The organism is Candidatus Rickettsia tasmaniensis (assembly GCF_036857515.1).
In the GTDB taxonomy this organism is placed as follows: domain Bacteria; phylum Pseudomonadota; class Alphaproteobacteria; order Rickettsiales; family Rickettsiaceae; genus Rickettsia; species Rickettsia rickettsii.
This window is the reverse complement of sequence record NZ_JAQCNX010000005.1, coordinates 1-23,510: the sequence shown is the minus strand read 5'-3', so window position 1 is coordinate 23,510 and position 23,510 is coordinate 1. Positions and strand designations below refer to the sequence as shown.

Below are 23,510 nucleotides of genomic sequence, written 5' to 3'. Positions count from 1 at the left end.
ATAATGCTAAAATACGAAAACTTTGATAGCTCCTCTGATGAAGAGTTAAAAGAAAATTATACTTCACCTAAGTATCTTAATTTTTTACTTAAAAATATACTAGATATTAATTATATATATAACTCTGAAGATTTTAAACTTAAACTAGGTTTAGTATTACATAATTTAGCTGATAGATTTTTTAAATATTCTACTATTAGAAATATTTATAAAAAAATTAAATCTGAAATATTAGTTGTAGATAATGATTATTACGAAGAATATTTTGATATTATCAAAACTGCTTTTAATAAACATAATTATTTAAAGATTATAACAAAGAAAATATAAGTGATAAGGATTATCAAAAGCTATTGCACTGTGTATTTAATCCAAATCACTCTCTTCCTAAGATATTTGCTTTAGCAGACGGTATTACTGCTCAGCATGCAAAGAAAGTATTATTACAAGAATTGCAAAACAGTAATATCAACTTAAAAAAGTATAAGTAATAACCCATACATAATTCTAAAGGACTTTTAGCTTTTGCTGAAATGATTGGCAGGAATAATAAAAATCAGCTAAAGCACCGGATTTTAGAAGAAATAAATAGTGATTTATCTACTGTATGTAAGATCTCAAATACTAAAGAAGAAACTTTTACAATTAATCATATAGTACATTATAAAACCGGTAATGTACAAACAGATGTACCTGGCTTAGGAAAGTATGATGAAATTTTATCTAAATTTGAGCAAGAACATGAATATAAACATGCTATTATAAAACGTATATTTGAAGTTGTGCATGCTAAAGCATCGACACAAAATATAGAAGAATTACCGTGAAAACTAAATTACTTTGCAGAAAAGTTAACACATTGGTTATTTATGCTTGCAACGCATAGAAATAATGCAACCTTATTTACGGCTCCTATATTTTTATCATATAAGGAGTTTTTTCCTATGTCTGCTGAGCATGCCGTTGCTCAAACAAGAGGTATACTGAGAAACTATAAATATGTGTTACCAAATTCCTGTCCAATAGATTATGGCACTACAAATGTACAAAATGGTAATCTATTACTTATTAAAGAAGGTAATATATTAATAGAATGGCTTAGTAAAAAATTAAATAATTATAAACTAGCAAATATAGCACGAATATTTGACATCTTAGCTTCAATGTAATTTTACAAAAATATGGATAATGTAAAAAGCAATGATATAAAATCTTTTTTAGCAAAAGTTCATAAATTAGAGAATTGTCCTATAAATTTGTTAAATTCATTAGACCAAAATTTAACTGCTTTAATTCTTAAAGTAAACAATATAGGAGAACGCAATTTAAAGCTTGCAAAAACTAAATTGCTTGAAAAAAAGGATTTTTCTCAAGATTTAAAGGATTTAATTGAAATAACCTACTTGGAATTTACTGAAAGCTTAAAAAATATTGAAGGGTTTTTAGCTCAAAAACAGGCATCTCGCAAGAAAGAAATTAAAAAAATCCTACCTGAAATTCTACAAATTTTATGTGCTAAAATAAAAGAATGGCATGATATTGATGCACCTGAATATGCTAAGAATGTATTACAAGATATTACCCCCCAATTTAATCAAACTATTTCTCCTACCTCGTCTCAAAAGAGATTAAAACTTTCCTTTTCTAAAAGAAAAGATATATATGATGCAAATGATGATGATAATAATCAAACTTTGGAAACAACTGATATAGACAATAGTATGAAAGAATATTTTAAACTAATTGGAGAACATACTTAATACTATATACGATTAAAACAGTATTAATATTATGGTCTTTTTGAGGTCCTAGAACTTGGTAGTTAAGAGTAAATGAATCAGGATTTAAAAAATACATAGGTAGCATTATATTGATCTTTACCATATAGATGACTGCCTGTAGCTTGTATACTCAAATGATTTGCAGAATTGTTTTTGCAAAACCTCGGAGGACTCGCATGCTCACCTATTAAGTATAGGCTGTGCGTACTCGCTCCTCGTTTTACATTCCAATTCTCCAAATCATTTGAGTATACCCTGTCTGCATCAACAAATTTTAATTGATAAAATAAGCTCTTTTCAGGAGCAATAAAATATTTTGTAATATTACTTTTCTTAAAAATATATCTATATTCTTGATTAGCGTGGATTTGATAATCGTAGTCGTGATAGTGAATTTGTAATTCCTCTTTATAGATTAATTCATTTAAACTTTTAAGTAAGAAATATGCTACCCCCTCACCGTAACCATAATTATCTATAATTCTGTTACTTCGGTATTTTCCAGAGAATCTTGAAAAAATTTCTTTTACTGAATCGTTTTTTGAGAGCATTTGATATATCTATGTCATTCCTGCGACGTTTTGGCTTTATTGTATGGCTGTTTATGTCATTCCCACGAAAGCGGGAATCCAGTAATTTAAAGGTTATACACAATAAGTTTGTACAATTAAAAGCTCGATTTATTTTGCTTTACCCGGGATTCCTGCTTTCGTGGGAATGACATCGAGTCGGTTTTTTGGACCATGCAACAAAGTCAGCTTGACCACGGTATGACATTTAGTTTTGCAATATTTTCATTAGCAAATTAATCTCTTCGCGTAATTCTATATCGTTTTCCAGTAATTCTTCTACTTTCTTAATAGCATACATAACCGTCGTGTGGTCTTTTTTACCGAATTTTTTACCGATATCTGCAAGACTTTTCGGCGTTAATGCTTTACTAAGATACATGGCTATTTGACGCGGTCTTGCAACTTCTCGTAGTCTCCGTGATGAAGACATATCGGATAACTTAATATTATAACGGCTAGCTACCTTTTTTTGAATATCTTCAACGGTAATTATTCTTTCATTAGAACGCAGTAAATCCCGCAAAATATTTTGTGTGTTTTCGAGTGTAATTTCTTTTAAAGTAAAATTAGAATGAGCAATCACCTTATTTAAAGCTCCTTCAAGTTCTCTAACATTTGAAACGATTTTAGATGCTAAAAAATCAATTACGTCTTTTGGTATTTTAACGTTCATCTGCTCAATCTTAGATTCTAGAATACCGAGTCGTAGCTCATAAGTAGTACTATGAACGTCGGCAACTAAGCCCCATCCAAGACGAGATTTTATCCGATCTTCAATATTATCTAAATCTGAAGGCGATCTATCACAAGAAATAACTATTTGACGGTTATTATCAATCAATGTATTAAAAGTATGGAAAAATTCTTCCTGCGTACTATCTTTACCGCAAATAAATTGAATATCATCAATCATTAACACGTCAACCGAACGAAATTTCTCTTTAAACGAGATTACTTCTTTGTTACGCAGAGCTTTAACAAACTGATACATAAATTTTTCTGCCGACATGTATATCACTTTGCGGCTTGGGTTATTCTGCTTGATGTACCAACCGATTGCATGCATTAAATGAGTTTTACCAAGCCCTACGCCGCCATATAGAAAAAGCGGATTAGACTCAGAAACCGCACCTGATGATTCCGCAACCGCTCTTGCTGCTGCATAAGCTAGCTCATTTGGGGCTCCAACCACAAAATTATCGAAAGTAAAACGTACGTCAAGGGTTGAAAAGATATTTTCCGAATTAAGCTCACTGCTGCCGATATCGGCAAAAGTCTTAGTAGGTAATTTTATAACTGTTTGGGTTGTTCCAGGTAACTCTTTAGTAATTATTTCAATTGACTTAATGGTATTATTATAATGTTGAAATAGTTGCAATATGACCATAGAGTACTTGGATTTTATCCAATCTCTAACAAAGTTAGTAGGGGCACAAAGAATAACGGTATTTAACGAAGACTCTATAAAATTGACTTTACTAAACCAGCTATTATATAGAGTTTCACCGTAATGATTGTAAAGATCTTGAGCCACGTGACTCCAGACATTTACATAATCATCACCTTGATCCGTTAAAATTATTTGATTAGTACTCACTTAAAACTGCCACGGTAAGTTATTTTGTTTCCAGCCTTTATCTTGATTATTTCCTTCAAAGCCGTCACTTATATTATAACAATTTTTATAACCTATATTAGTTATAAAATTTGCTGCGATAAATGACCTATATCCTGAACGGCACAGAAAAAATATTATTGCATGAATTTTATCGTTAACGATAGATAAAAAATTATCTTCAAAATCTTTATTCAATTGCCAACTTAGAAAGATCACCTTATTTTTATTATCTAAATGAGGTATCCCCACTTGCTGCCACTCTTCTCTAGTTCTAACATCTACAAGAACAGCATTATCATTTGAAATTAGCATATCATAAGCTTTTGTAGAACAGATATTTTGAACCGACATATTTACGCTTTTTTGCTGTTATTGATAATAAAAGTTAATAGAATTTTACCCATGTAGAATGGATTTATTGAGTGCTGAATTATTAAAGCATTTTAAAATGATCTTGGTATCTGATAATTTTAATAATATTATTATAAAAAAATTTTGCAAGATGTTATAGATGAATAAATTAAATAAAAACTCTTTACAAAAGAAACTTTTTTACCGTAGTAAAAATCGTGGTTGCAGAGAAATGGATTATATACTCGGTAGCTTTGCCGAAAAGTACCTATCCTTAATGGATGAAAAAAAACTTGGAAGCTATTCTTTAATACTTGATCAAAATGATAATGATCTTTATAATTGGATTAATAATAAATCTTCTGCTCCTTCTTATCTCGATGCCGAAATAATTGATAAATTACACAAAATAGCAAAAATATAAACTCCTGTAGAATGTTACAACAAAAATTTCCGGCGGCTGCCAAATCTTTCTTTGCAATTGATAATTTTACTAAGAATCTTAAGCAAGATTTCATCTTGAGTGCGAGTAATGAAGAGGAGGCGTTGCAATTATACAAGCAATCTTTATTTTTTTCTTCTAATGAAAATATTTATTACTTTCCAAGCTATGATACCATCCCTTATGACCATACGTCACCAAATGCAAATATCTTATCTAGACGTGCAGAAACATTAACCAAGCTAACAACAAATAATAGTAATAGCAAATTACTCATCACTCATACAGCGAACTTATTAAACAAATTACCGCCGAAAGATTTTTTTTCTAAATATTTTTTGAAATTATCCCCTAAAATGAAATTTACTACGGATGAGCTTGCTATGTTTCTAGTAGAAAATAGTTTTACAAGAAATGCGAGTAGCATCGATGCCGGGGAATTTGCGGTTAGAGGTGAAATCATTGATATAATATTGTCCGGTCCTAAAGCTTATAGAATTCATTTTAGCTGGGGTTATATTGAATCAATAAAAGAATTTGATATTGATACGCAAATTTCGACTAAATCCTGCAGGGAGCTTATTATTAGTCCTGCAAATGAGATAGTTTTAAATAGTGAAACTATAGGTAATTTTAAGAATAATTACTTACGCAATTTTGGAGTTAATCATACTGATAATGCTTTATATGCGGCGGTAATATCTGGAAGAAAATTCACAGGATATGAACAATTACTCCCGTTATTTTATGATTCCTGCTCTAACTTAATAGATTATTTAAACGATCCTATTTTCATATTCGATAATTTGTCAAAACAAGCCATTTTAGAATTTGAACATAGTTATAACGATTTTTATTCGGTAAGGTCAGAGGCAAATAAACTTAAATTTAATAGTTTCTATCCCACCCTTTCACCGACTAGCTTATATTTTACCGCTTCTGAAATAACGGAATTACTAGAACGAAAAAATAATATACTACTTACTTTTGAAAACTCAGAGCAAGCTAGCTTAATTGAAAATATAGCTGCTACAAGTTTTATAGAAAAGAAAACGGTTTTCGATAAATTATTTGAGGTTATTAAAGCAAATTCTCATAAGAAAATTATTATAGGCTCAAGCGTTTTAAGTAGTTTTGAGCGAATCAAAAGCATAATTCAAAATTATGAATATAAATATAATGAGATAAATAAATTAGATGAGGCTAAGGCTTCAATAATAAATGTCGGGATAATTCCTTTAAATCAAAGCTTTTATACGAAAGAATATTTATTTATTACCGCTAGCGAATTATTAGAAGAAAAACCTAGCTATACAAACACTAACAAAAAACTTAAAAATATCTTGCTGGAGCTTGATAATTTAGCTGAAGGCGAATTTGTTGTTCACAAAGATCATGGAATAGGGCAGTTTTTAAAGCTAGAAGCTTTAGAAATCAAAGGCAAACCACATGATTTTTTAAAGATTTTATATGCCGGCAATGATAAATTATATATACCAGTTGAAAGTATAGAGGTAATAAAAAAATACGGCAATGATAATGCGGAGCTTGATAAGCTTGGTAGCGTTTCATGGCAAAGAAGTAAGGCAAAGCTTAAAAATCGTATAAAAGAGATAGCACTGCATTTAATACAAATAGCAGCTAAAAGGAAACTTAATAGTAGTGCCTCCGTTGAATTTGACCTTGAAGAATATGATAAATTTTGTGCTAATTTTCCTTTCAGCGAAACGGAAGACCAATTAACCGCTATAAACGATATTAAAGAAGATCTAAGAAACGGTATGTTAATGGATAGGTTAATATGCGGTGATGTCGGGTTTGGTAAAACAGAGGTAGCAATGCGTGCCGTCTTTATGGTAGCAAAATCTCTAAATGAACATTTACCTCAAGTAGCCGTAGTTGTACCGACAACTATTTTATGTAGTCAACATTTTTCAAGGTTCATAGAAAGGTTCAAAGGTTTTGGTTTAAATATCAAGCAATTATCTAGCGTTATTAGTTCTAAAGAAGCAAAAATTATAAGATCGGAGCTTGAAAGCGGTAAAATAAATATAATAATAGGCACTCATTCTTTATTACATAAAAATATAAAATTCTTTAATTTGAAATTGTTAATAATCGATGAAGAACAACATTTCGGTGTCGGTCAAAAAGAATTTCTTAAATCGCTAAAATCCTCTTCCCATGTACTTGCAATGTCGGCAACACCGATTCCTCGAACGCTGCAAATGTCAATGACCGGTTTAAAAGAACTTAGCATTATTGCAACGCCGCCTCTAAACAGGCTGGAAGTTCGTACCTCGGTTATGCCGTTTGATCCCGTTATTATCAGAGATGCATTATTACGTGAACATTTTAGAGGCGGAAGAAGCTTTTATGTAGTTCCAAGAATTAAAGATATAGAGGATATCGAAAAACAATTAAAACAAATCGTGCCGGAATTAAGCTATAAAATAGCTTACGGAAAAATGACTCCGAGTAAAATTGATGAGGTTATGAGCGAGTTTTATGCCGGCAAATTCGATATACTAGTCTCAACTACTATTATAGAATCAGGAATTGATATAGCCGAGGCAAATACCATGATCATACATAAGGCTGATATGCTGGGTCTTAGTCAGCTATATCAATTGCGTGGTCGCATAGGTAGAGGTAAAATGCGGGGTTATGCCTATTTAACGGTAGCAAGTCATAAAAAGATGACATCGCACTCCTTAAGACGCTTAGAGATAATACAAAATAGTTGTGCTTTGGGCTCAGGTTTTACCATTGCAAGCCGTGATATGGATTTACGAGGTTTCGGTAATTTGATAGGTGAAGAACAATCAGGACAAATTAAAGAAGTAGGTACAGAACTCTATCAAGAAATGCTGGAAGAACAAATAGCTATTTTTAAAGATGAACCGATTGTTTCAGAACAACCCTTTATCCCGACTATTAATTTGGGATTATCCGTCTTTATTCCAGATAATTATGTAGCCGATGCAGCTCTTAAACTTGGACTATATAGAAGAATAGGTAATTTAAGTAATGAGATAGAAGTAGAGATATTTAAAGATGAGATGATTGATAGATTCGGTTTACTACCGATTGAATTTAATAATTTACTTGATATTGTAAAAATAAAACTATTATGCTTTAAGTTAAATATTGAAAATCTAGATTCAGGAGATAACGGATTTGTGATTAAATTTTATAAAAATGCCGATATGACTGATAAAATTTTAAAATTCGTTAGTACTTACTCTAATCAGGCAAAAATCAAACCAGATAATAAATTAGTATATATCAAGAAATTAGTAGATAAAAATATAATTGTTGAGGCAAATCAACTACTTTGGAATTTATCGGAGGTGTAGACTCGATGTCATTCCTGCTCCGTCATTGCAAGCAGTCGTAGGCTGCGTGGCAATCTCATGAAATAATAACAAACTCCTGAGATTGCTTCGTCAATTGCTATGCAATTTCCTCGCAATGACGGTAACACGTTTTTAACATAATAAATATGTCCCATAACCTAAAGCAATTATTTCAACAACATAACGTAAAAGGTTTGTCGATTAATTCTAAAACCGTTAAGGATAAAGACGTCTTTTTTGCGATTAAAGGACGGAATACTGATGGAAATGATTTTATTAAGGATTCTTTAAGCAAAGGTGCAGTATTAGTAATTACGGACAATAAAAAAAATATTGTTATAGATAAAGTAATTTACGTAAAAGATGTGCAGGCAGCTTTATATGAAGCCATAGAAATATTCTATCCTAAAAAACCAAAGGATCTAATAGCCGTAACCGGTACTAACGGTAAAAGCTCGGTAGTATCCTATATAGCTCAAACATATTCATTATTTGGGAAAAAAGCAGCATCTATAGGTACGATAGGGGTAGAAATATTTGGCTACGCTAATCTTATAAATGATGTACCGGAATTAACAACTTTAGACTATTTAAGCTTTAGAAAAATTGCTCATAATTTAGCTGAAAATGGTATAAAATATTTAGTTTTTGAAGCTTCTAGTCATGGTCTTGATCAAGCAAGACTTAGGGAAATAAAAGTAAATATCGCATGTTTTACTAGCTTTAGTCAGGATCATCTAGATTACCACCATACAAAAGAAAATTATTTATTAGCCAAACTGAAATTATTTATAAATCATTTATTACCGAACGGCATCGCAATATTAAATTCTGATATAGAAGAAATAGAGTTTGTTAAAGATTATCTACATAATCATAATATTAAATTTATAACCGTTGGGAAAAAAGGTGATTTAGAAATAACTAGAATTAACGGTTCTTTAAAAGGACAAAATATTAATTTTACATTTAATAATAGAGAATATAATTTTAATACCCAGATAATTGGTAGTTTTCAGGCTAGTAATTTATTAATTGCTGTTCTTAGCATTCATTATATTGGTTTTGCTTTTGATGATGTTATAGATTCTTTAGTAGCAGTTAAAGCAGTAAAAGGCAGAATGGAGAGAATAGATAACACTAATATCTTCGTTGATTATGCCCACACTCCGGACGCTCTTGAAAAAGCTTTAACGGAACTGAAAAATATTAAATTACGTGATAGTAAGCTAAGCGTAGTTTTTGGCTGCGGCGGTAATCGTGATAAGACAAAGAGAAGTCTTATGGGGCAAATAGCCGCAAAATGTGCCGATACCATCATAATTACAGATGATAATCCACGCAATGAAGATCCAAAGCTTATTAGAGCTGAAATCATAAGCGGTATAGAGAAAGCAGATTATACAGAAATAGCAAATAGAGAAGAGGCTATTAAATACGGTATTAATAATTTAAAACAAGATGATATCTTATTAGTTGCCGGCAAAGGTCATGAAAATTACCAAATTATAGGCGATAAGACATTACCTTTTGACGATGCTGAGGTTGTGAGGAAGTGTGTAAAAGTTTGTCATCCCGTGGCTTGACCCATAGTACCGGACAGTTTTAAAAAAAACCTTGATGTCATCCCCGCGGAAGCGGGGATCCAGAAAAATAACTTCAATATTAATACAGAAGTTACATATTTGATAAAATAAACATATAAAAAGCTTGCTTTTTATATGTTTACTGGCTTCCCGCCTACGCGGGAATGACATAAACAAGCCATACAATAACACATAAATAACCAAAACATATGATCTGGAACTCTAAAACTTTAAGTGCTGTTCTCGGTATAACAATCTCTAATTCTATAAATTGTAATGAAGTGCAATTTAATTCCAAAGACGTTAAAAAAGGTGATTTATTTATAGCACTTCAAGGTAATAGAGATGGTCACGATTATGTTCTAGATGCAATAGATAAAGGAGCAGCAGCCGTAATTATTAGTAAGCGAGTAGAGATCAATGATAAAGATAAAATTATCTTAGTCGATGATTGTTTTGAAGCTCTACAAAAAATGGCTTTATATAAACGAGAGAATTCAAAAGCTAAATTTATAGCTATAACAGGCAGCGTCGGTAAAACTTTTACCAAAGAAGCACTGAAAGTATTATTACAACATGATTTTCTAGTTTTTGCTAGCCGAGGTAACTTCAATAACAAACTCGGTATGCTTATTAATCTTGCTTCAATGGCTGATGATACGGAATATGCTATTTTTGAGCTTGGCATGAACCATAAAGGCGAAATAAGAGAGCTGGTTCAAATATTAAAGCCGAATATTGCCATGATTACTAATATTTCGGAGGCTCATTTAGAATTTTTTAACTCGCTTGAAGAGATAGCTGAAGCTAAATGTGAGATTTTTGCAAATTTTAGCAAAAATGATATTGCCGTTATTAATGCCGATACTAATTGCTATAACAAAATATTATCGATATTAAAAAACCTTTCTATCACCGATATACATAGCTTCGGTAGATCATCTAAAACTTCAGCAGAATTAATTTTATATGAGAACCTAGGAGAGCAAGTCTACTTAAAGTATAAGATAAATAATAAAGTCTTAGATGTAACGATACCGTTTATTCCTCGGCATTTTACCGAAAATTATACCGGTGTACTTTTAATTATCGATATATTAGGTAAAGATATAGAGATAGCTGCAAATCACTTAGCAAATATTTCTCCTACTAAAGGAAGAGGAGAAATTATCAATATACAAAATTGCCGTGTAATTTGTGATTACTATAACGCAAGTCCGCAGTCAATGAAAGCTGCACTAGAATATTTAAAACAAGTACCTGCCGAGAATAAAACTGCTATAATAGGTGACATGCTAGAGCTAGGGGAAAATTCTAAACGATTACATGAGAAACTAGTGCAGTACATATTAGATGCTGCTTGTTCAAAGGTCTATTTAGTAGGAGTAAATACTAAATATATTGATGATTTACTACCTTCCAAAATAGCTAAAAAATACTTTAAAAATGTTGATGAATTAATTACGCATATTACGGATTTATTTGAAGGTAATGAGCTTATTCTAATAAAAGGGTCAAGAGGCGTAAAACTTGATAAGATTGTTGATTATTATAAATAAATACACTAGGATATTCTTAATATTGTGTGGTTTGGTTGCCCGTCATTGCGCGGAAATTACGTAGTAATTGACAAAGCAATCTCAGGATATTTGACGAGATTGCCGCGTAGTCTACGACTGCTCGCAATAACGATTTGGTATCCATGCACAATGAATAACATCAAAATATACTTTTAAATTTAAATCTACAAATGTTATACAATCTTTTACTTCCTCATATCCATAATTCACATATAGCTAATTTATTTCACTATATTACTTTTCGTAGCGGTCTTGCTATTATGATAACTCTAAGCCTTAGCTTTATCACGGGTCCGATATTAATAGAATTTCTGCGATCTCTTCAAAAAAACGGTCAGCCTATACGCTTAGACGGACCGGAATCGCATCAAACAAAAGTAGGTACTCCGACAATGGGGGGCATTATGATTATTTTGTCTAGTTGTCTTTCTACTTTATTACTTGCTGATTTAACTAATAAATATATTTGGATTACGTTATTTGGTTTTATTAGTTTCAGTATTATAGGATTTATGGATGATTATGCTAAGGTAACTAAAAATAATCATTACGGAGTAAGAGGAAAAAGTAAGCTTTTACTTCAAGGCATTATTAGCTTCATTATATGTGTTTTACTAGAATATCTAGATAAAAGTCCAAGTCATTTACTTAACGTACCGTTTTTTAAAAATTTAGGTTTGGATCTTGGTTATTTTTATATAGTTTTTGCTATATTTGTTATAGTCGGCTCTTCTAATGCCGTGAATCTAACGGATGGGCTTGATGGTCTTGCTACCGTTCCTATTGCCTTTACTGCCGGTTCTTTTGCTTTAATCAGTTATTTAGTAGGAAATCTAATTTACTCGAACTACTTACAGCTAACCTATATACCGAATACCGGAGAGTTAACGGTGTTATGTGCGGGATTAGTTGGTAGCTGCCTTGGATTTTTATGGTTTAATGCACAACCGGCAGAAGTTTTTATGGGCGATACCGGTAGTCTAAGTCTTGGCGGTGTGCTTGGTATTATTAGCGTTATTACTAAGCATGAAATAGTTTTAGCTATAGTCGGCGGCTTGTTTGTTATTGAAACGGCATCCGTAATTTTACAGGTATATTACTTCAAAGCTACTAAAGGAAAAAGAATATTTAAAATGGCACCGCTCCATCATCATTTTGAAAAACACGGCTGGGCAGAATCAAAAGTCGTAATAAGATTTTGGATTATTTCAGTCATATTTGCTCTTATAGGCTTATCATCCTTAAAATTACGTTAACTATATTCGTTTATCTATCTTTTATTTATCAAAAATACATTACATAAATTAACTTTCTCTTTGCTTTTGTACAAGAAATTTACTATAATGCTGACATTAATTTATAGTAGGTGTATGGCGTGGCTAAAGAAATAGATATAAATAAATTATTAGTACAAGAAAATAATGCTTTAAATGCTATATTAGGTCAAGTAAATGAATTATGCGAACAAAATAAGCAGTTGCAAGGTTTAATCGAAATACAAAATGAAACTAAAGAACTAGAAAAAGAACATAATAGATCGCTGCCTTGGTTTGAAAGATTTGTAAAAACGGTTTCTAATGTAAAGTATATTTTTATAAAAAGTGAAGCACAGTTAACAAATGAAGCAATAAAGTATAATAATAAAATATTAAAAGATATTGATAATAAGATATATAACATAGCAGAAAAATCTGCACCTTTAAAGCAAGAATTACAAGAAGAAATCGCAAAAAATTTTAAGGATTTAACAAAGAAAGATTTATCTAAAGATCAAAGAGAAAGATTATCAGAAGTATTTTTTAGTTATAAAAGTAAACCTGAAAGATTCTCAGCTCTACATATGACAAATCCCTTACAATTCATTAATGCTGAAGAACTAGAGAAACAACATAATTCTTTAAATGCTACAAAACAAAACATCCAAAATTTAATATCCGAAAATTCTAATATCAAAGAACTTAAAGAAATACAAAAACAGGTTGCTGAAATTAGGGAAGAAGTACCTTATACATTTTTTGAAAAATTAAATAATATTTGGCAAAATGTTAAAAATGTTTTTGTAAATAATAGTGAGCAGGTTTTAGCAAAAAACAAAGAGAGTAATACTAGAACAATTGGAAAGGTTGATGAACAATTATATAAAATGAAGCATAAATTTGAGGAATTAATTGAAAATAAAGAAAGAAATATTAATGATATAATTGCAAAATTACCTGACAATGAGGAGTTACAAAAGATAGTAAGTAACCTTACAAATCACATGGCTTCAAAAAAAGAGCCAATATTAGCAAATTCGTCCCTAGCTAAACCTTTGGAAAATAACATTCCACCGCCGCCGCCTCCTCCTTTACCGGAAAATAACATTCCACCGCCGCCGCCTCCTCCTTTACCGGAAAATAACATTCCACCGCCGCCGCCTCCTTTACCGGAAAATAACATTCCACCCCCGCCTATGCCTACTACGGCTCCGGCTCAGACTGAGACATTATCTAAGCCTGTAGAAGCTACTACGGTTAAAAAACCGGAAAATCAACCACGTCCTTCTATAGATACTTCTGATTTAATGAGAGAAATAGCAGAGCCAAAAAAACTAAGAAAAGTTGAAAAAACGGATGTTAAGGCACAAGATTCTAGAGATTTATTGCTGCAGTCCATAAGAGGTGAACACAAACTAAAAAAAGTTGAATTTGACCCTAATACAGGAAAACCAGTTGCACATTCTCATAGTAAGTCTGCTCAGAATGTTAGCGAACCTAATGGAGTTGCATCAATTTTAGCACGAAGAGTTGCTATGGAGATGAGTGATAGTAGTAGCAGTGAAAGCGATAGTGGTAACTGGAGTGATGTTAGTGTTAATAGGAATAAATCAAAAATTCTAAAAACTAAAGGAGAACGAGATGCTAAAATGACTACGCATGCTCAAAAAAGTCTAAATAATAGGAACTCACAAAAACCATCATTTGTTAGATAATAAATGTCATTCCCGCGGAAGCGGGAAGCCAGTAAAACCTATACAAAACTTGTTTTTTTAGGTTTATTTTATCAATTAATGGTAATTTTATAGTAGTATTAAAGTTATTTTTTGGATTCCCGCTTCCGCGGGAATAACATAAAACACCATATAAATCTACCCTTTAAACTGCTTAGTTATTTCAACTATTCTTTTACCAAAGAAATTAGCAGTTTTTAAATCGCCTTGAGTAGGAGTAATATCAGGAGAAGGTTTGTGGTTAGATTGAGTCATACGTCCTGACCAGCTACCTAAGCGGTTAATTTTATCGGGATCAGGCATCTCATGATCGGAAAAATTCGGAGCAGCTTCAGCTTGCCCGACCCAAATCATACAATGCTGCATAGCGAAGTGAAATAGCTGCTGAATACTGCATAACTTATCACCTGAATAAGAAGCAGGATTAGTAAAAGCTGCAGCTATTTTATCTTTCCATTTTTGTTGTGCCCATCTAGTGGAGGTAGCTTCCATAAATATTTTAAACGATCCGGCTAAACTACCCATATAGGTTGGGACTCCAAAAATGATAGCATCTGCATTGTCTAATAAATCCCAATCGAGATTATCAGGTTTATCTTTATTTATTTGTATAATAGAAACATTTGCTCCTGCTTCTTTTACGCTCTTATTTAGTTCTTTAGCTACTTTTGCAGTATGACCGTATCCACTATAATATACGATAGCTACTTTAACCATTTTATTCTCCATATTATAAATTAACTATAAACTCGGCTTTAGTTTTAGACTTTATTTCTTCAATAGTAACATCGTCAGCTTGTCTAACTAATATCATTGCATCTTTATCAATATCAAAAATTCCAAGATCGGTAATTACTCTGTTAACTACTTTCTTACCTGTTAATGGAAAGCTACATTCTTTTAATAATTTAGCACCGCCATCTTTTGCGTTATGTTCCATTATAATAACTACTCTTTTGGTGTTAGCGACCAAATCCATAGCTCCTCCCATACCTTTAACCATTTTACCCGGAATAAGTCCAGTTGGCAAGATCGCCTGTTTGTGAGACTTGCATAGCACCTAAAATAGTTAAATCGACATGCGAACCTCTAATTATCCCAAATGAAAAGCTACTGTCGAAATAGCTGCTTTCAGGAATAGCAGTAATAGTTTGCTTACCGGCGTTAATTAAATCAGGATCTTCCTCTCCTGCGTAAGGAAATGGTCCCATACCAAGCATACCGTTCTCGCTTTGAAATATTACATTCACTCCTTGAGGTATATAATTTGCTACATGCGTAGGCATACCTATACCAAGATTGACATATAATCCGTTTTTAAGTTCCTCTGCGGTTATTTGATAAATTGCTTCTTTGCTCCAAGGCATATCTTATTTTTCCCTGACAGTTAATTGCTCAATACGTTTCTCATATTTTTCACCTACTATTAATCGCTGTATGAAAATATTAGGTGTGTGAATATTGTTAGGGTCAAGCTCTCCCACCTCAACTATTTCCTCTACTTCACAAACTGTAACTTTAGCGGCACCTGCCATGACTGCATTAAAATTTCGTGCAGTTTTATTGTAAATCACATTGCCGCTTTTATCGGCTTTAAAGCCTTTAATAATAGCAAGGTCAGCTTGAAGGGCAGTTTCCATTATATATTTTTTGCTGTTAAACTCCTTTGTTTCTTTACCTTCCTCTACAATTGTACCTATATACCTGTTTTAGTATAAAAAGCCAGAATTCCCATACAAGCAGCCCTAATTCGTTCAGCTAAAGTTCCCTGTGGGTTTAGCTCAAGCTCTAAAACCTTATCAAGATATTGTTGCTCAAAAATCTTATTTTCTCCGACATACGAAGAAATCATTTTTTTTATTTGTTTAGTTTGAAGAAAAAGCCCAAGTCCGAAATTGTCAACACCGCAATTATTGCTTATAACTGTTAAATTTTGAACATTGCTTTTAAGCAGTGCATTTATTAAATTTTCAGGAATACCGCATAGACCGAATCCGCCCGACATTATAGTCATGCCGTCATAAAGAAGTCCTTCAAGAGCAGCTTCAGCCGAAGGATAGATTTTATTCATAAATTTTAAATTATTTAATATCTATTATTTAAGAAATTAGGAGGATTTTCAAAAGAAGTCAAGGACATACACAAGTTTGGTATATTAAAAAAATACTTTACAAGAAATTAAATTTAACCATTGCTGCTTGTTTTTTGTATTCATCAACAGTATTAGTAACTGCATCAAATATTGATGACGATATAACAATTCAAGAAAATTCTAAAAAAAATTATAGTTATGTAGTGACTTATGATAAAGATATGTCCTCAAGAGCGAGTAGCGATGCTGCTATGTCATTAATTGAAGGTTATCGTCACAATTAGATGATGCTATGTTTATCGATTCAGATAATATAGTTATGAAGATCTTAAGTTATATTACAAGATTTACTGCTACATCTTGGATTATGGTAGGTAATCATGAAATAGGAGGTTATGGAGCAAGAGCAAAGAATTTGATTTAAAAGTAACAAAATATGAAGTAGATCCTTTTGAGGGTACAACATATTTTAAAACTAAAGATTTTAATTCTTTGCAAGTTCATAAGCAAATTGCTATAGATACAGGGGGAATGCAAGCAAGTTATTTGTTATCTGAAAATATTAAAGATAGATACATGGCAAGTCACAAAATTAATCCTACTTACGGTATAGGTTATTTATAGACAAGACTAGATCAAGCAAGTTATATTTTTAGTACTAAGTTTGATGGCAAAGATAAAAGCGGTAATAATATAAATGCATATGTAAAAGCGATTAACTCCATATACGGTAAAAATTATATTACTAAAAATAAAATTCGTTCATATGCTTATTTAGATTTATTTGATCCGTTTTTATTCTATTCAAGATATTCATTTATAATGAATACTAACTTAAATGATATTCCGATGATTGAATTAGGACCGGTTAAATATTTACCGGCTACTAGAGCGATACTTGCTCCATACGGTTTAGAGCGTGGTTTAGTTAACCATTTTATTGTTGATAAAAAAATATATTCAAGTTAATATTAATTACGGCAAAAATCAAAAATTTAAGTCTTACGGTGTTGGAGTTAAAGCTAATAACTTAGTCAAAGTTGAATTTATCGGTTTAGGTTTAGAAGCGACATTTTGGAATCAGCCTAAAATGTTAACCGCTACCCCTTTAAAAGAAAGTTGTAAGCAAGGTAGACTTGGAGCCGTTAATTTTGAGCTTAGCTTAAATGAAACATTTAAGATAGTCGGCTCAGACGGTTACAAAACAGCGGGATTTATAGAAGGTATGCCTTTAAAATCCTCAGCTATAGTTAGAGGAGGGTTAAAATTAGATTTATAAGAGAAGGCTTTGTTGCATGATTAATATGTCATTCCTGCGAAAGCAGAAATCCAGAAAAAAGCACGATACATCGAGCTTTTAATTTTAAAAACTTACTGTGTATGCACCGTTTAATTACTGGATTCCCGCTTTTGCAAGAATGACATATTAGTCATAATTTGTATATTTTATTATTCTTCTTTTATTATAAAGTATATATTATTTGTATATAAGATAATTATGACTATATATGCTAACTTTTTTAGAAAAATTCTTATTCTCTTCTGTAAAAACGTTCATCAATATACGTGAAGATACCGTATCTACTCTTAAAAGGCTTGGTATTAACAATATTCGTGATTTATTATTTTATCTACCTGTTTCATATCAAAATAAAATATTATCGCCTAATTTAACTGAAGTTAGAGACGGTGACATAATCCAAACAGAAATTGTAGTTGAGAGCATTAATTTACCAAAGAAAAGTAGTCAGCCTTTAAAAATTACAGCTAGCAATGATACTGGTTCTTTGTTATTAGTGTTTTTTCATAAACCCCCACCGTTTATTTTTAATAAGCTGCAAGTTGGTACTTCTCATATTATCAGCGGAAAGGTACAATTTTTTGATCATTACTTACAAATTTCGCATCCTGAATTTATTGTAAATCCTAAATTCGCAAAAGAAATAGAGCCGATTTATTCCCTGACATATTTACTTAGTAACAAGCAGTTATATTCATATATCATAAAAGCAATGGAGATATTTGAAGAGAAGTGTAAGAGTATAGAAGATAAAGAAGTAAAAGATTATTTAGATATTATATTGCAGAATTTGCAAATGTTGCATGTTTTCTGTCATTGCGAGGAGGCATGCATGCCGACGAAGCAATCCAGTAATGTAAAATTAATAAATTCTAGATTGCCGCAGCCCCTCAAGGGGCTTCGCAATGACGATTTATATACTAACGCCAAAAAACAACTAGCAGCTAAGGAGCTTATCGCTAATCAAATATCTCTTTTAAATGTACGTACGCAAATCAGTAGAAGACAAGGTAATATTTACCCTAAAGCTGTATCTATTCAAGCAAATATATTAAATGAGCTAGGATTTGAGTTAACTTCTTATCAAAAGCAAGTCATAGAAGAAATAGAGTGTGATCAGAGCGATAAAATAGAAATGATGAGATTGTTGCAAGGCGATGTTGGTTCTGGTAAAACTTTGGTAGCTCTGCTGACGATGGTAAATGTGGTAGCCACTGGATTTCAAGCAACGCTTATGGCTCCAACTGATTTGCTTGCCAATCAGCATTATGAGTTTTTTGTTAAAGCTTTAAAAAATACTAATATAAGAGTCGGATTACTTACAGGTAAGATACTGGGGGCAGCTCGTAAAAATATTATGATACAACTTGACAACGATGAGATTGATATATTAGTCGGCACTCATGCTTTATTTCAAGAAAAAGTAAGTTTTAAGAAACTAGGTTATATAGTTATTGATGAGCAGCATAGATTTGGGGTGCAACAGCGTTTGAATTTAATAAATAAAGGAGTAAGTCCCGATGTGTTAGTTATGACTGCAACGCCGATTCCTCGAAGCCTTGCACTTACTATGTTTGGTGATATGACTATCTCAAAGCTAATGGGTAAGCCGAAAAGTCGTTTACCTATCGCTACAAATACCATATCCGTTAATAAGATAGAGCATATTATAGCAGCGATAAATAAGAAGCTTATTGCAGGTGAGCGGGTATATTGGATTTGTCCATTGATAGAGCCGGGAGAGAAAGAAACGCCGAAAGAGGATAGTTTATTGATGGATGTGATGAATCGTTTTAACTCTATCGACAATATCTATCAAGGTTATACCGGTATTATTCACGGTAAGATGAAGAACGAGCAGAAAGACCAAATAATGAAGCAATTTAAGGAAGGTGAAATTAAGATATTAGTTGCAACAACCGTTATTGAAGTCGGAATAGACATACCTGAAGCCACTTTGATAATTATTGAAAATGCTGAGCAATTTGGTCTCGCTCAACTTCATCAGCTTAGAGGTAGAGTAGGGCGGGGTAGTTTGCAGTCATATTGTATATTGTTATACAATCCTAAAAGGCTTAGAAAAGTTGCACGAGGTAGGTTTGAGATAATGAAACAAACTAGTGATGGATTTTATATAGCTGAGCAGGATTTAAAACTTCGAGGTAGCGGTGAGATTTTAGGAGTAAAACAAAGCGGCGAAATCGCATTTTTCTTTGCCGATTTAGCGGACGATTATGACCTACTTCTTAAAGCACATAAATTTGCGGAAATAGGCTCAAAAGGTAATGTAAATTTTGTTAACTTTCAGATAAAGCTCTTTGCCAAATCTCAAGTAAGCGAGTTGGTTTAGTTTGAATATGCTATTTTTGCTTGGCATTGGCGTTGTTGCGTGGTTCGATTTTTACCGTCATTGCGAGAAGAATTACGCAGTAATTCGATGAAGCAATTTCGTGCCAAAGTCCTGAGATTACTGTGCTCCTTTCAGTCGCTCGCAATGATGAAAAACCGCACCGTGCAAACTTTTTTATAAAATGAAAATCTAGAATACTATAAGTTAAAGCTAATCCTGTGTGATTTCAGCAAGTCTAGTAAACAGAGAGTCAATCATATCCCAGCTTTTTTTTGAATAGTGAGTAAAGAAGAATCATTAATGTTTATTTGTTTTAATAAATCTATTCCCATTTGTTCATGTTCAGGATCAAGATGCATATGTGTTTTGAAATGTTTTGCTGCTTTATGATTAAAAAATATTGATCCTAGTTTTTCATAAAATATAGTAGCACAAGACTCTATTACTAAATGGACAAGGACGGCTCTTTCACTATCTCCAAGAGTCATCATTTTTAGCGTAAACCAAGAACCTAAGGCCTCAAAAATAGAATCTGTAGTTTCTTCATTATTTTCTAGATTTTGGAATAATTCTATATTATGTCCAAATTCATCGGTAATATGCTCCCATGCAAGTTGTTGAAATTCTTTTGTTTCAGAAAATACTACTCTTGCTAATACCATTTTTTGAAATTCGTCTGACCAAATCCGAAAATGTTTAAGAAATTTATTTTTTCGTAGCGTACTATCTAACTTAATTTTAAATAGTTTGTTTTTTTTAAATTGCTCTTTATATTGTTCATTATCCAAAATTAAACGATCTATTATATTAATATATTTAATTATCAATTTATTTAAATATATTAATATTAACTAAATTACGCTGTTACTAATTATTAATGTTTATTTACCAATTTTTAAAACCATATGTGTATTTATAGATGAATATGAATTGTAAGATCATAATGTGTATGCAGTAAATATATAAAACATTGCGACTTATCCATTTTAGATTTATAGCTATTTTTTGTGAATAATCGCTTAGGATCATTAATATATAGGTAATTGTTAAGAAAGTGAGGTTTAAAATTAAGTCAGTATTTGAAAAATTTAACTCATTAAAGGAAATCGCGAGAGTAAAAAGAGTTGAATGCACGAAAGAAGCAAAAATTGCTATAAAACAGCAAAGTTTTAAGTTTGCCTGCTCATGTTTTGAAATAAATCCAAGTATCATTGTAGCAATTACAAGAGTCCCGTAATCAATTAAAGCCCAGCTAATATACCACAATAGTACCATTATAATTGCATGACAATAACCGCTATAGAAAAAGCAAGTTAAAGAATTACGAAAATAATAAATATACCATTGCCCTAAATAGATAGAGATTAGAATATTTGTAGTAAGAAACTGTTTAAATAGTACAGTGGTATATATTTGTAATAAAACACCGAATATTATTATATGGGTTTTTGGTTTATCATGAAAATTATAACCGGCAAAAAAGCAAAATACTGGCATAGCTGTACGACCTATGATCCGCATAATCGTTAATTCAGGATATAGATATAAACCTACATGATCAATGATCATGGTTATAATAGCTAAGGCTTTTAGCCAATCCTGATAATTTGATTGGTGCTTATTTCTTGTTATTATCATAATTAACCGCTTTTAATAAATATGCCGTGCCGAAAAATGCTCCCATTCCAACTGCAATTGTACTACCTAGCATACAGACTTTAATCAGTAAATATTCCGAATAAAAATATTCTAAATAATAATGCTTTATTAAAGCAATTATAATAGACATTAATGTACAGCATAACAAAATTTTACCGCAGAAAAGTTTTATACCGGCTTCTATATGAAGCTTATTTTGTTTTGTAGTATAGCTATATAATAAACCTAGATTATACCAAGCTGCAATAGATGTACCGACTGCAATACCAATATGTTTCAAAGAATCCATTAATAATAGGTTCATGCCGGTATTAATTATTATTGAAAATAAGGTTATTTTGAGCGGTGCTTTAGTATCTCCGTTAGCATAAAAAATAGGAGTTAAAATTTTTGCCAAAATAAAAGCAGGAAGCCCAAGTGCAAACGCAGAAATAGCCTCAGCTGTATTTGTAGTATCTTGGCTCGTGAATACTCCTCTTTCATAAATTATATTAATAATCGGATGAGATAGAATTATAATACCGAATGTAGCAGGCAACGATAATAATAATCCCATTCTAATAGCATTATTCTGTATTTTTTTTGCAGCTACTATATCATTTGATTTATAGATTTTTGACAGCTCAGGTAGCAATATAGTAGAGAAGCTAGTACCTATTATTGATAGAGGAAATTGATATATCCGGTCGGCATAAGATAATATAGAAATAGCACCTTCAATAAAGCTAGCAATAGATTGGGATATGAAAAGGTTTAATTGCTGTACGCCGGAGCTAATGGTTGCCGGTCCCATATTAATTAAAAGCTTTTTTACACCGGGATCGCTTGGGTTAAAAATTATCGGAAAGTTTAAATCCGCTCTTTTCACACAGACAAACATAAAAGAAACTTGTAATATTCCGGCCATTATTAAAGATAAGCTAATTGAGATAGTAGATTCTATATAATGATCAAATGTTAAAGTAAAAATTATTACGCATATACTTAAAATAACCGGTGAAAAAGCAAATGCAGCGAATTTTTTTACAGAGTTTAATATTCCGCCAAGTAGAGCCGTTAATGAAACAAATATTAAATAAGGTATTGTAATTCGGCATAAAAATACCGTAAGCTCAAACTTTTCTTTTTTACCGTGAAATCCAGGAGCAATAAACAGCATTAATTGTGGCATGAAGATTTGCATTAATGCTATTATTACTATTAATGTCAGAAGTAAAAGGGTAAAAACCTCACCTGAAAAATTATTAGCGGCTTTCTTAGAAATAAGCATTTTTTCATTATAAATAGGAATGAATACGCTTGATAATGCTCCTTCTGCAAAAATTCTTCTAAATAGATTCGGTAGTTTAAAAGCAACATTAATGCTATCACCCATAGGCGTAGAGCCGAATAATGATGCGATAAACTGTTCACGCGCTAAGCCAAATATGCGAGAAATTAATGTGAAAAAAGCTACTACGACTCCTGAACGAAATAATCGACTTCTTGCATAACTTGCTTCTAAAGGTAATTTGTGTATCAATCCGGTACTCGCATCCTCACGTACTAAAGTGTACGCTGTAGTACTGCGTACCGTGTTTCCTTCAAATTCCTCTTTATTAGCTACGTTATGCAAGAAGGCGGTCACTGTTTGTGTTTTATCTTATTTTTCTGATGTCATCCCCGCGGAGGGGGGATTCCAGTAAAACCTATAAAAACTTGTTTTTATAGTTTTATTTTGTTAATTTATGTTTACAAGCTGAAGCCGGGATAAAGGCTGCCTAATCGAGAGGCGCACAGACGTGGGCATGTCCGCACAAAAATAAGATAAAAAACAAACAGTGACCGACTT

The 23,510-nt window shown here is 31.9% G+C and carries 23 protein-coding genes and 4 pseudogenes; 16 read left to right on the top strand and 11 right to left on the bottom strand.

Annotation, left to right across the window (positions count from 1 at the left end; translation table 11 throughout):
* Positions 1-3 precede the first annotated feature (3 nt).
* The 4 genes from O6R16_RS01675 to O6R16_RS01660 all read left to right on the top strand — a co-directional run bounded on the left by O6R16_RS01675 (position 4) and on the right by O6R16_RS01660 (position 1,760).
* Positions 4-330, top strand: coding sequence for a hypothetical protein (locus O6R16_RS01675; protein ID WP_499679738.1), 327 nt, complete (start codon positions 4-6; stop codon positions 328-330).
* Between the two features lie 203 nt (positions 331-533).
* A complete protein-coding gene (locus O6R16_RS01670) occupies positions 534-827 on the top strand; it encodes a hypothetical protein (protein ID WP_499679737.1) in 294 nt (97 codons plus the stop codon).
* Positions 828-869: 42 nt separating this feature from the next.
* Positions 870-1,169, top strand: a complete 300-nt coding sequence (locus O6R16_RS01665) for a hypothetical protein (protein WP_499679736.1) — start codon at positions 870-872, stop codon at positions 1,167-1,169.
* Positions 1,170-1,181: 12 nt separating this feature from the next.
* Positions 1,182-1,760: a hypothetical protein gene (locus O6R16_RS01660; protein ID WP_499679735.1), complete on the top strand. Its 579-nt coding sequence runs from the start codon at positions 1,182-1,184 to the stop codon at positions 1,758-1,760.
* A gap of 77 nt (positions 1,761-1,837) precedes the next feature.
* On the opposite strand, the gene O6R16_RS01655 is transcribed toward O6R16_RS01660, so the two are convergent.
* From O6R16_RS01655 to O6R16_RS01645, 3 genes are all read right to left on the bottom strand, one after another.
* A complete protein-coding gene (locus O6R16_RS01655) occupies positions 1,838-2,332 on the bottom strand; it encodes a DUF6314 family protein (RefSeq protein WP_499679734.1) in 495 nt (164 codons plus the stop codon).
* A gap of 226 nt (positions 2,333-2,558) precedes the next feature.
* Positions 2,559-3,950, bottom strand: a complete 1,392-nt coding sequence (gene dnaA / locus O6R16_RS01650) for a chromosomal replication initiator protein DnaA (RefSeq protein WP_499679733.1) — start codon at positions 3,948-3,950, stop codon at positions 2,559-2,561.
* A complete protein-coding gene (locus O6R16_RS01645) occupies positions 3,951-4,322 on the bottom strand; it encodes a rhodanese-like domain-containing protein (protein ID WP_499679732.1) in 372 nt (123 codons plus the stop codon).
* A 160-nt stretch (positions 4,323-4,482) separates the two neighbouring features.
* Between O6R16_RS01645 and O6R16_RS01640 the strand changes: the two genes are divergently transcribed.
* A complete protein-coding gene (locus tag O6R16_RS01640) occupies positions 4,483-4,746 on the top strand; it encodes a succinate dehydrogenase assembly factor 2 (RefSeq protein ID WP_499679731.1) in 264 nt (87 codons plus the stop codon).
* An 11-nt stretch (positions 4,747-4,757) separates the two neighbouring features.
* A complete protein-coding gene (gene mfd / locus O6R16_RS01635) occupies positions 4,758-8,123 on the top strand; it encodes a transcription-repair coupling factor (RefSeq protein ID WP_499679730.1) in 3,366 nt (1,121 codons plus the stop codon).
* Positions 8,124-8,131: 8 nt separating this feature from the next.
* On the opposite strand, the gene O6R16_RS01630 is transcribed toward mfd, so the two are convergent.
* A complete protein-coding gene (locus O6R16_RS01630; RefSeq protein WP_012262502.1) occupies positions 8,132-8,278 on the bottom strand; it encodes a hypothetical protein in 147 nt (48 codons plus the stop codon).
* On the opposite strand from O6R16_RS01630, the gene O6R16_RS01625 reads away from it, so the two are divergent.
* From O6R16_RS01625 to rickA, 4 genes are all read left to right on the top strand, one after another.
* Positions 8,270-9,709, top strand: a complete 1,440-nt coding sequence (locus O6R16_RS01625; RefSeq protein WP_499679729.1) for a UDP-N-acetylmuramoyl-L-alanyl-D-glutamate--2,6-diaminopimelate ligase — start codon at positions 8,270-8,272, stop codon at positions 9,707-9,709. The genes O6R16_RS01630 and O6R16_RS01625 overlap by 9 nt on opposite strands.
* Positions 9,710-9,918: 209 nt before the next feature.
* A complete protein-coding gene (locus O6R16_RS01620) occupies positions 9,919-11,268 on the top strand; it encodes a UDP-N-acetylmuramoyl-tripeptide--D-alanyl-D-alanine ligase (protein ID WP_499679728.1) in 1,350 nt (449 codons plus the stop codon).
* A 191-nt stretch (positions 11,269-11,459) separates the two neighbouring features.
* Positions 11,460-12,545: a phospho-N-acetylmuramoyl-pentapeptide-transferase gene (gene mraY / locus O6R16_RS01615; RefSeq protein ID WP_499679727.1), complete on the top strand. Its 1,086-nt coding sequence runs from the start codon at positions 11,460-11,462 to the stop codon at positions 12,543-12,545.
* A 119-nt stretch (positions 12,546-12,664) separates the two neighbouring features.
* Positions 12,665-14,260: an Arp2/3 complex-activating protein RickA gene (rickA, locus tag O6R16_RS01610; RefSeq protein WP_499679726.1), complete on the top strand. Its 1,596-nt coding sequence runs from the start codon at positions 12,665-12,667 to the stop codon at positions 14,258-14,260.
* A gap of 156 nt (positions 14,261-14,416) precedes the next feature.
* Here the strand turns inward: rickA and O6R16_RS01605 are convergent, their stop codons facing one another.
* The 4 genes and pseudogenes from O6R16_RS01605 to O6R16_RS01590 all read right to left on the bottom strand — a co-directional run bounded on the left by O6R16_RS01605 (position 14,417) and on the right by O6R16_RS01590 (position 16,349).
* A complete protein-coding gene (locus tag O6R16_RS01605; RefSeq protein WP_499679751.1) occupies positions 14,417-14,632 on the bottom strand; it encodes a transcriptional regulator in 216 nt (71 codons plus the stop codon).
* 42 nt (positions 14,633-14,674) lie between these two features.
* Positions 14,675-14,995: pseudogene (locus O6R16_RS01600) on the bottom strand (flavodoxin family protein); the annotation flags it as partial.
* Between the two features lie 13 nt (positions 14,996-15,008).
* A pseudogene (locus O6R16_RS01595) lies at positions 15,009-15,645 on the bottom strand (3-oxoacid CoA-transferase subunit B).
* A 3-nt stretch (positions 15,646-15,648) separates the two neighbouring features.
* Positions 15,649-16,349: pseudogene (locus O6R16_RS01590) on the bottom strand (CoA transferase subunit A).
* A gap of 134 nt (positions 16,350-16,483) precedes the next feature.
* Between O6R16_RS01590 and O6R16_RS01585 the strand changes: the two are divergent.
* The 6 genes from O6R16_RS01585 (at position 16,484) to O6R16_RS01560 (ending at position 20,020) form a co-directional block, all read left to right on the top strand.
* Positions 16,484-16,654: a hypothetical protein gene (locus O6R16_RS01585; RefSeq protein ID WP_499679725.1), complete on the top strand. Its 171-nt coding sequence runs from the start codon at positions 16,484-16,486 to the stop codon at positions 16,652-16,654.
* A gap of 8 nt (positions 16,655-16,662) precedes the next feature.
* Positions 16,663-16,794 (top strand): hypothetical protein, encoded by a 132-nt coding sequence (locus O6R16_RS01580; protein ID WP_499679724.1) that lies wholly within the window; start codon positions 16,663-16,665, stop codon positions 16,792-16,794.
* Between the two features lie 68 nt (positions 16,795-16,862).
* Positions 16,863-16,994 carry a hypothetical protein gene (locus tag O6R16_RS01575; protein ID WP_499679723.1) on the top strand — a complete coding sequence of 44 codons (132 nt, stop codon included), beginning with the start codon at positions 16,863-16,865 and terminating at the stop codon, positions 16,992-16,994.
* Positions 16,995-17,192: 198 nt separating this feature from the next.
* A complete protein-coding gene (locus O6R16_RS01570) occupies positions 17,193-17,339 on the top strand; it encodes a hypothetical protein (protein WP_499679722.1) in 147 nt (48 codons plus the stop codon).
* On the top strand, positions 17,314-17,649 hold the full coding sequence (locus tag O6R16_RS01565) for a hypothetical protein (protein ID WP_499679721.1): 336 nt from the start codon (positions 17,314-17,316) through the stop codon (positions 17,647-17,649). The genes O6R16_RS01570 and O6R16_RS01565 overlap by 26 nt, the downstream gene beginning before the upstream one ends.
* 229 nt (positions 17,650-17,878) lie before the next feature.
* The gene (locus O6R16_RS01560) at positions 17,879-20,020 is read left to right on the top strand and encodes an ATP-dependent DNA helicase RecG (protein ID WP_499679720.1); all 2,142 of its coding nucleotides are present in this window, start codon (positions 17,879-17,881) and stop codon (positions 20,018-20,020) included.
* Between the two features lie 210 nt (positions 20,021-20,230).
* Here the strand turns inward: O6R16_RS01560 and O6R16_RS01555 are convergent.
* The 3 genes and pseudogenes from O6R16_RS01555 to murJ all read right to left on the bottom strand — a co-directional run bounded on the left by O6R16_RS01555 (position 20,231) and on the right by murJ (position 23,198).
* Positions 20,231-20,832, bottom strand: a pseudogene (locus tag O6R16_RS01555) (hypothetical protein).
* Positions 20,833-20,905: 73 nt separating this feature from the next.
* Positions 20,906-21,658: a TraX family protein gene (locus tag O6R16_RS01550; RefSeq protein WP_499679719.1), complete on the bottom strand. Its 753-nt coding sequence runs from the start codon at positions 21,656-21,658 to the stop codon at positions 20,906-20,908.
* A complete protein-coding gene (gene murJ / locus O6R16_RS01545) occupies positions 21,639-23,198 on the bottom strand; it encodes a murein biosynthesis integral membrane protein MurJ (protein WP_499679750.1) in 1,560 nt (519 codons plus the stop codon). The genes O6R16_RS01550 and murJ overlap by 20 nt, the downstream gene beginning before the upstream one ends.
* Positions 23,199-23,510 lie beyond the last annotated feature (312 nt).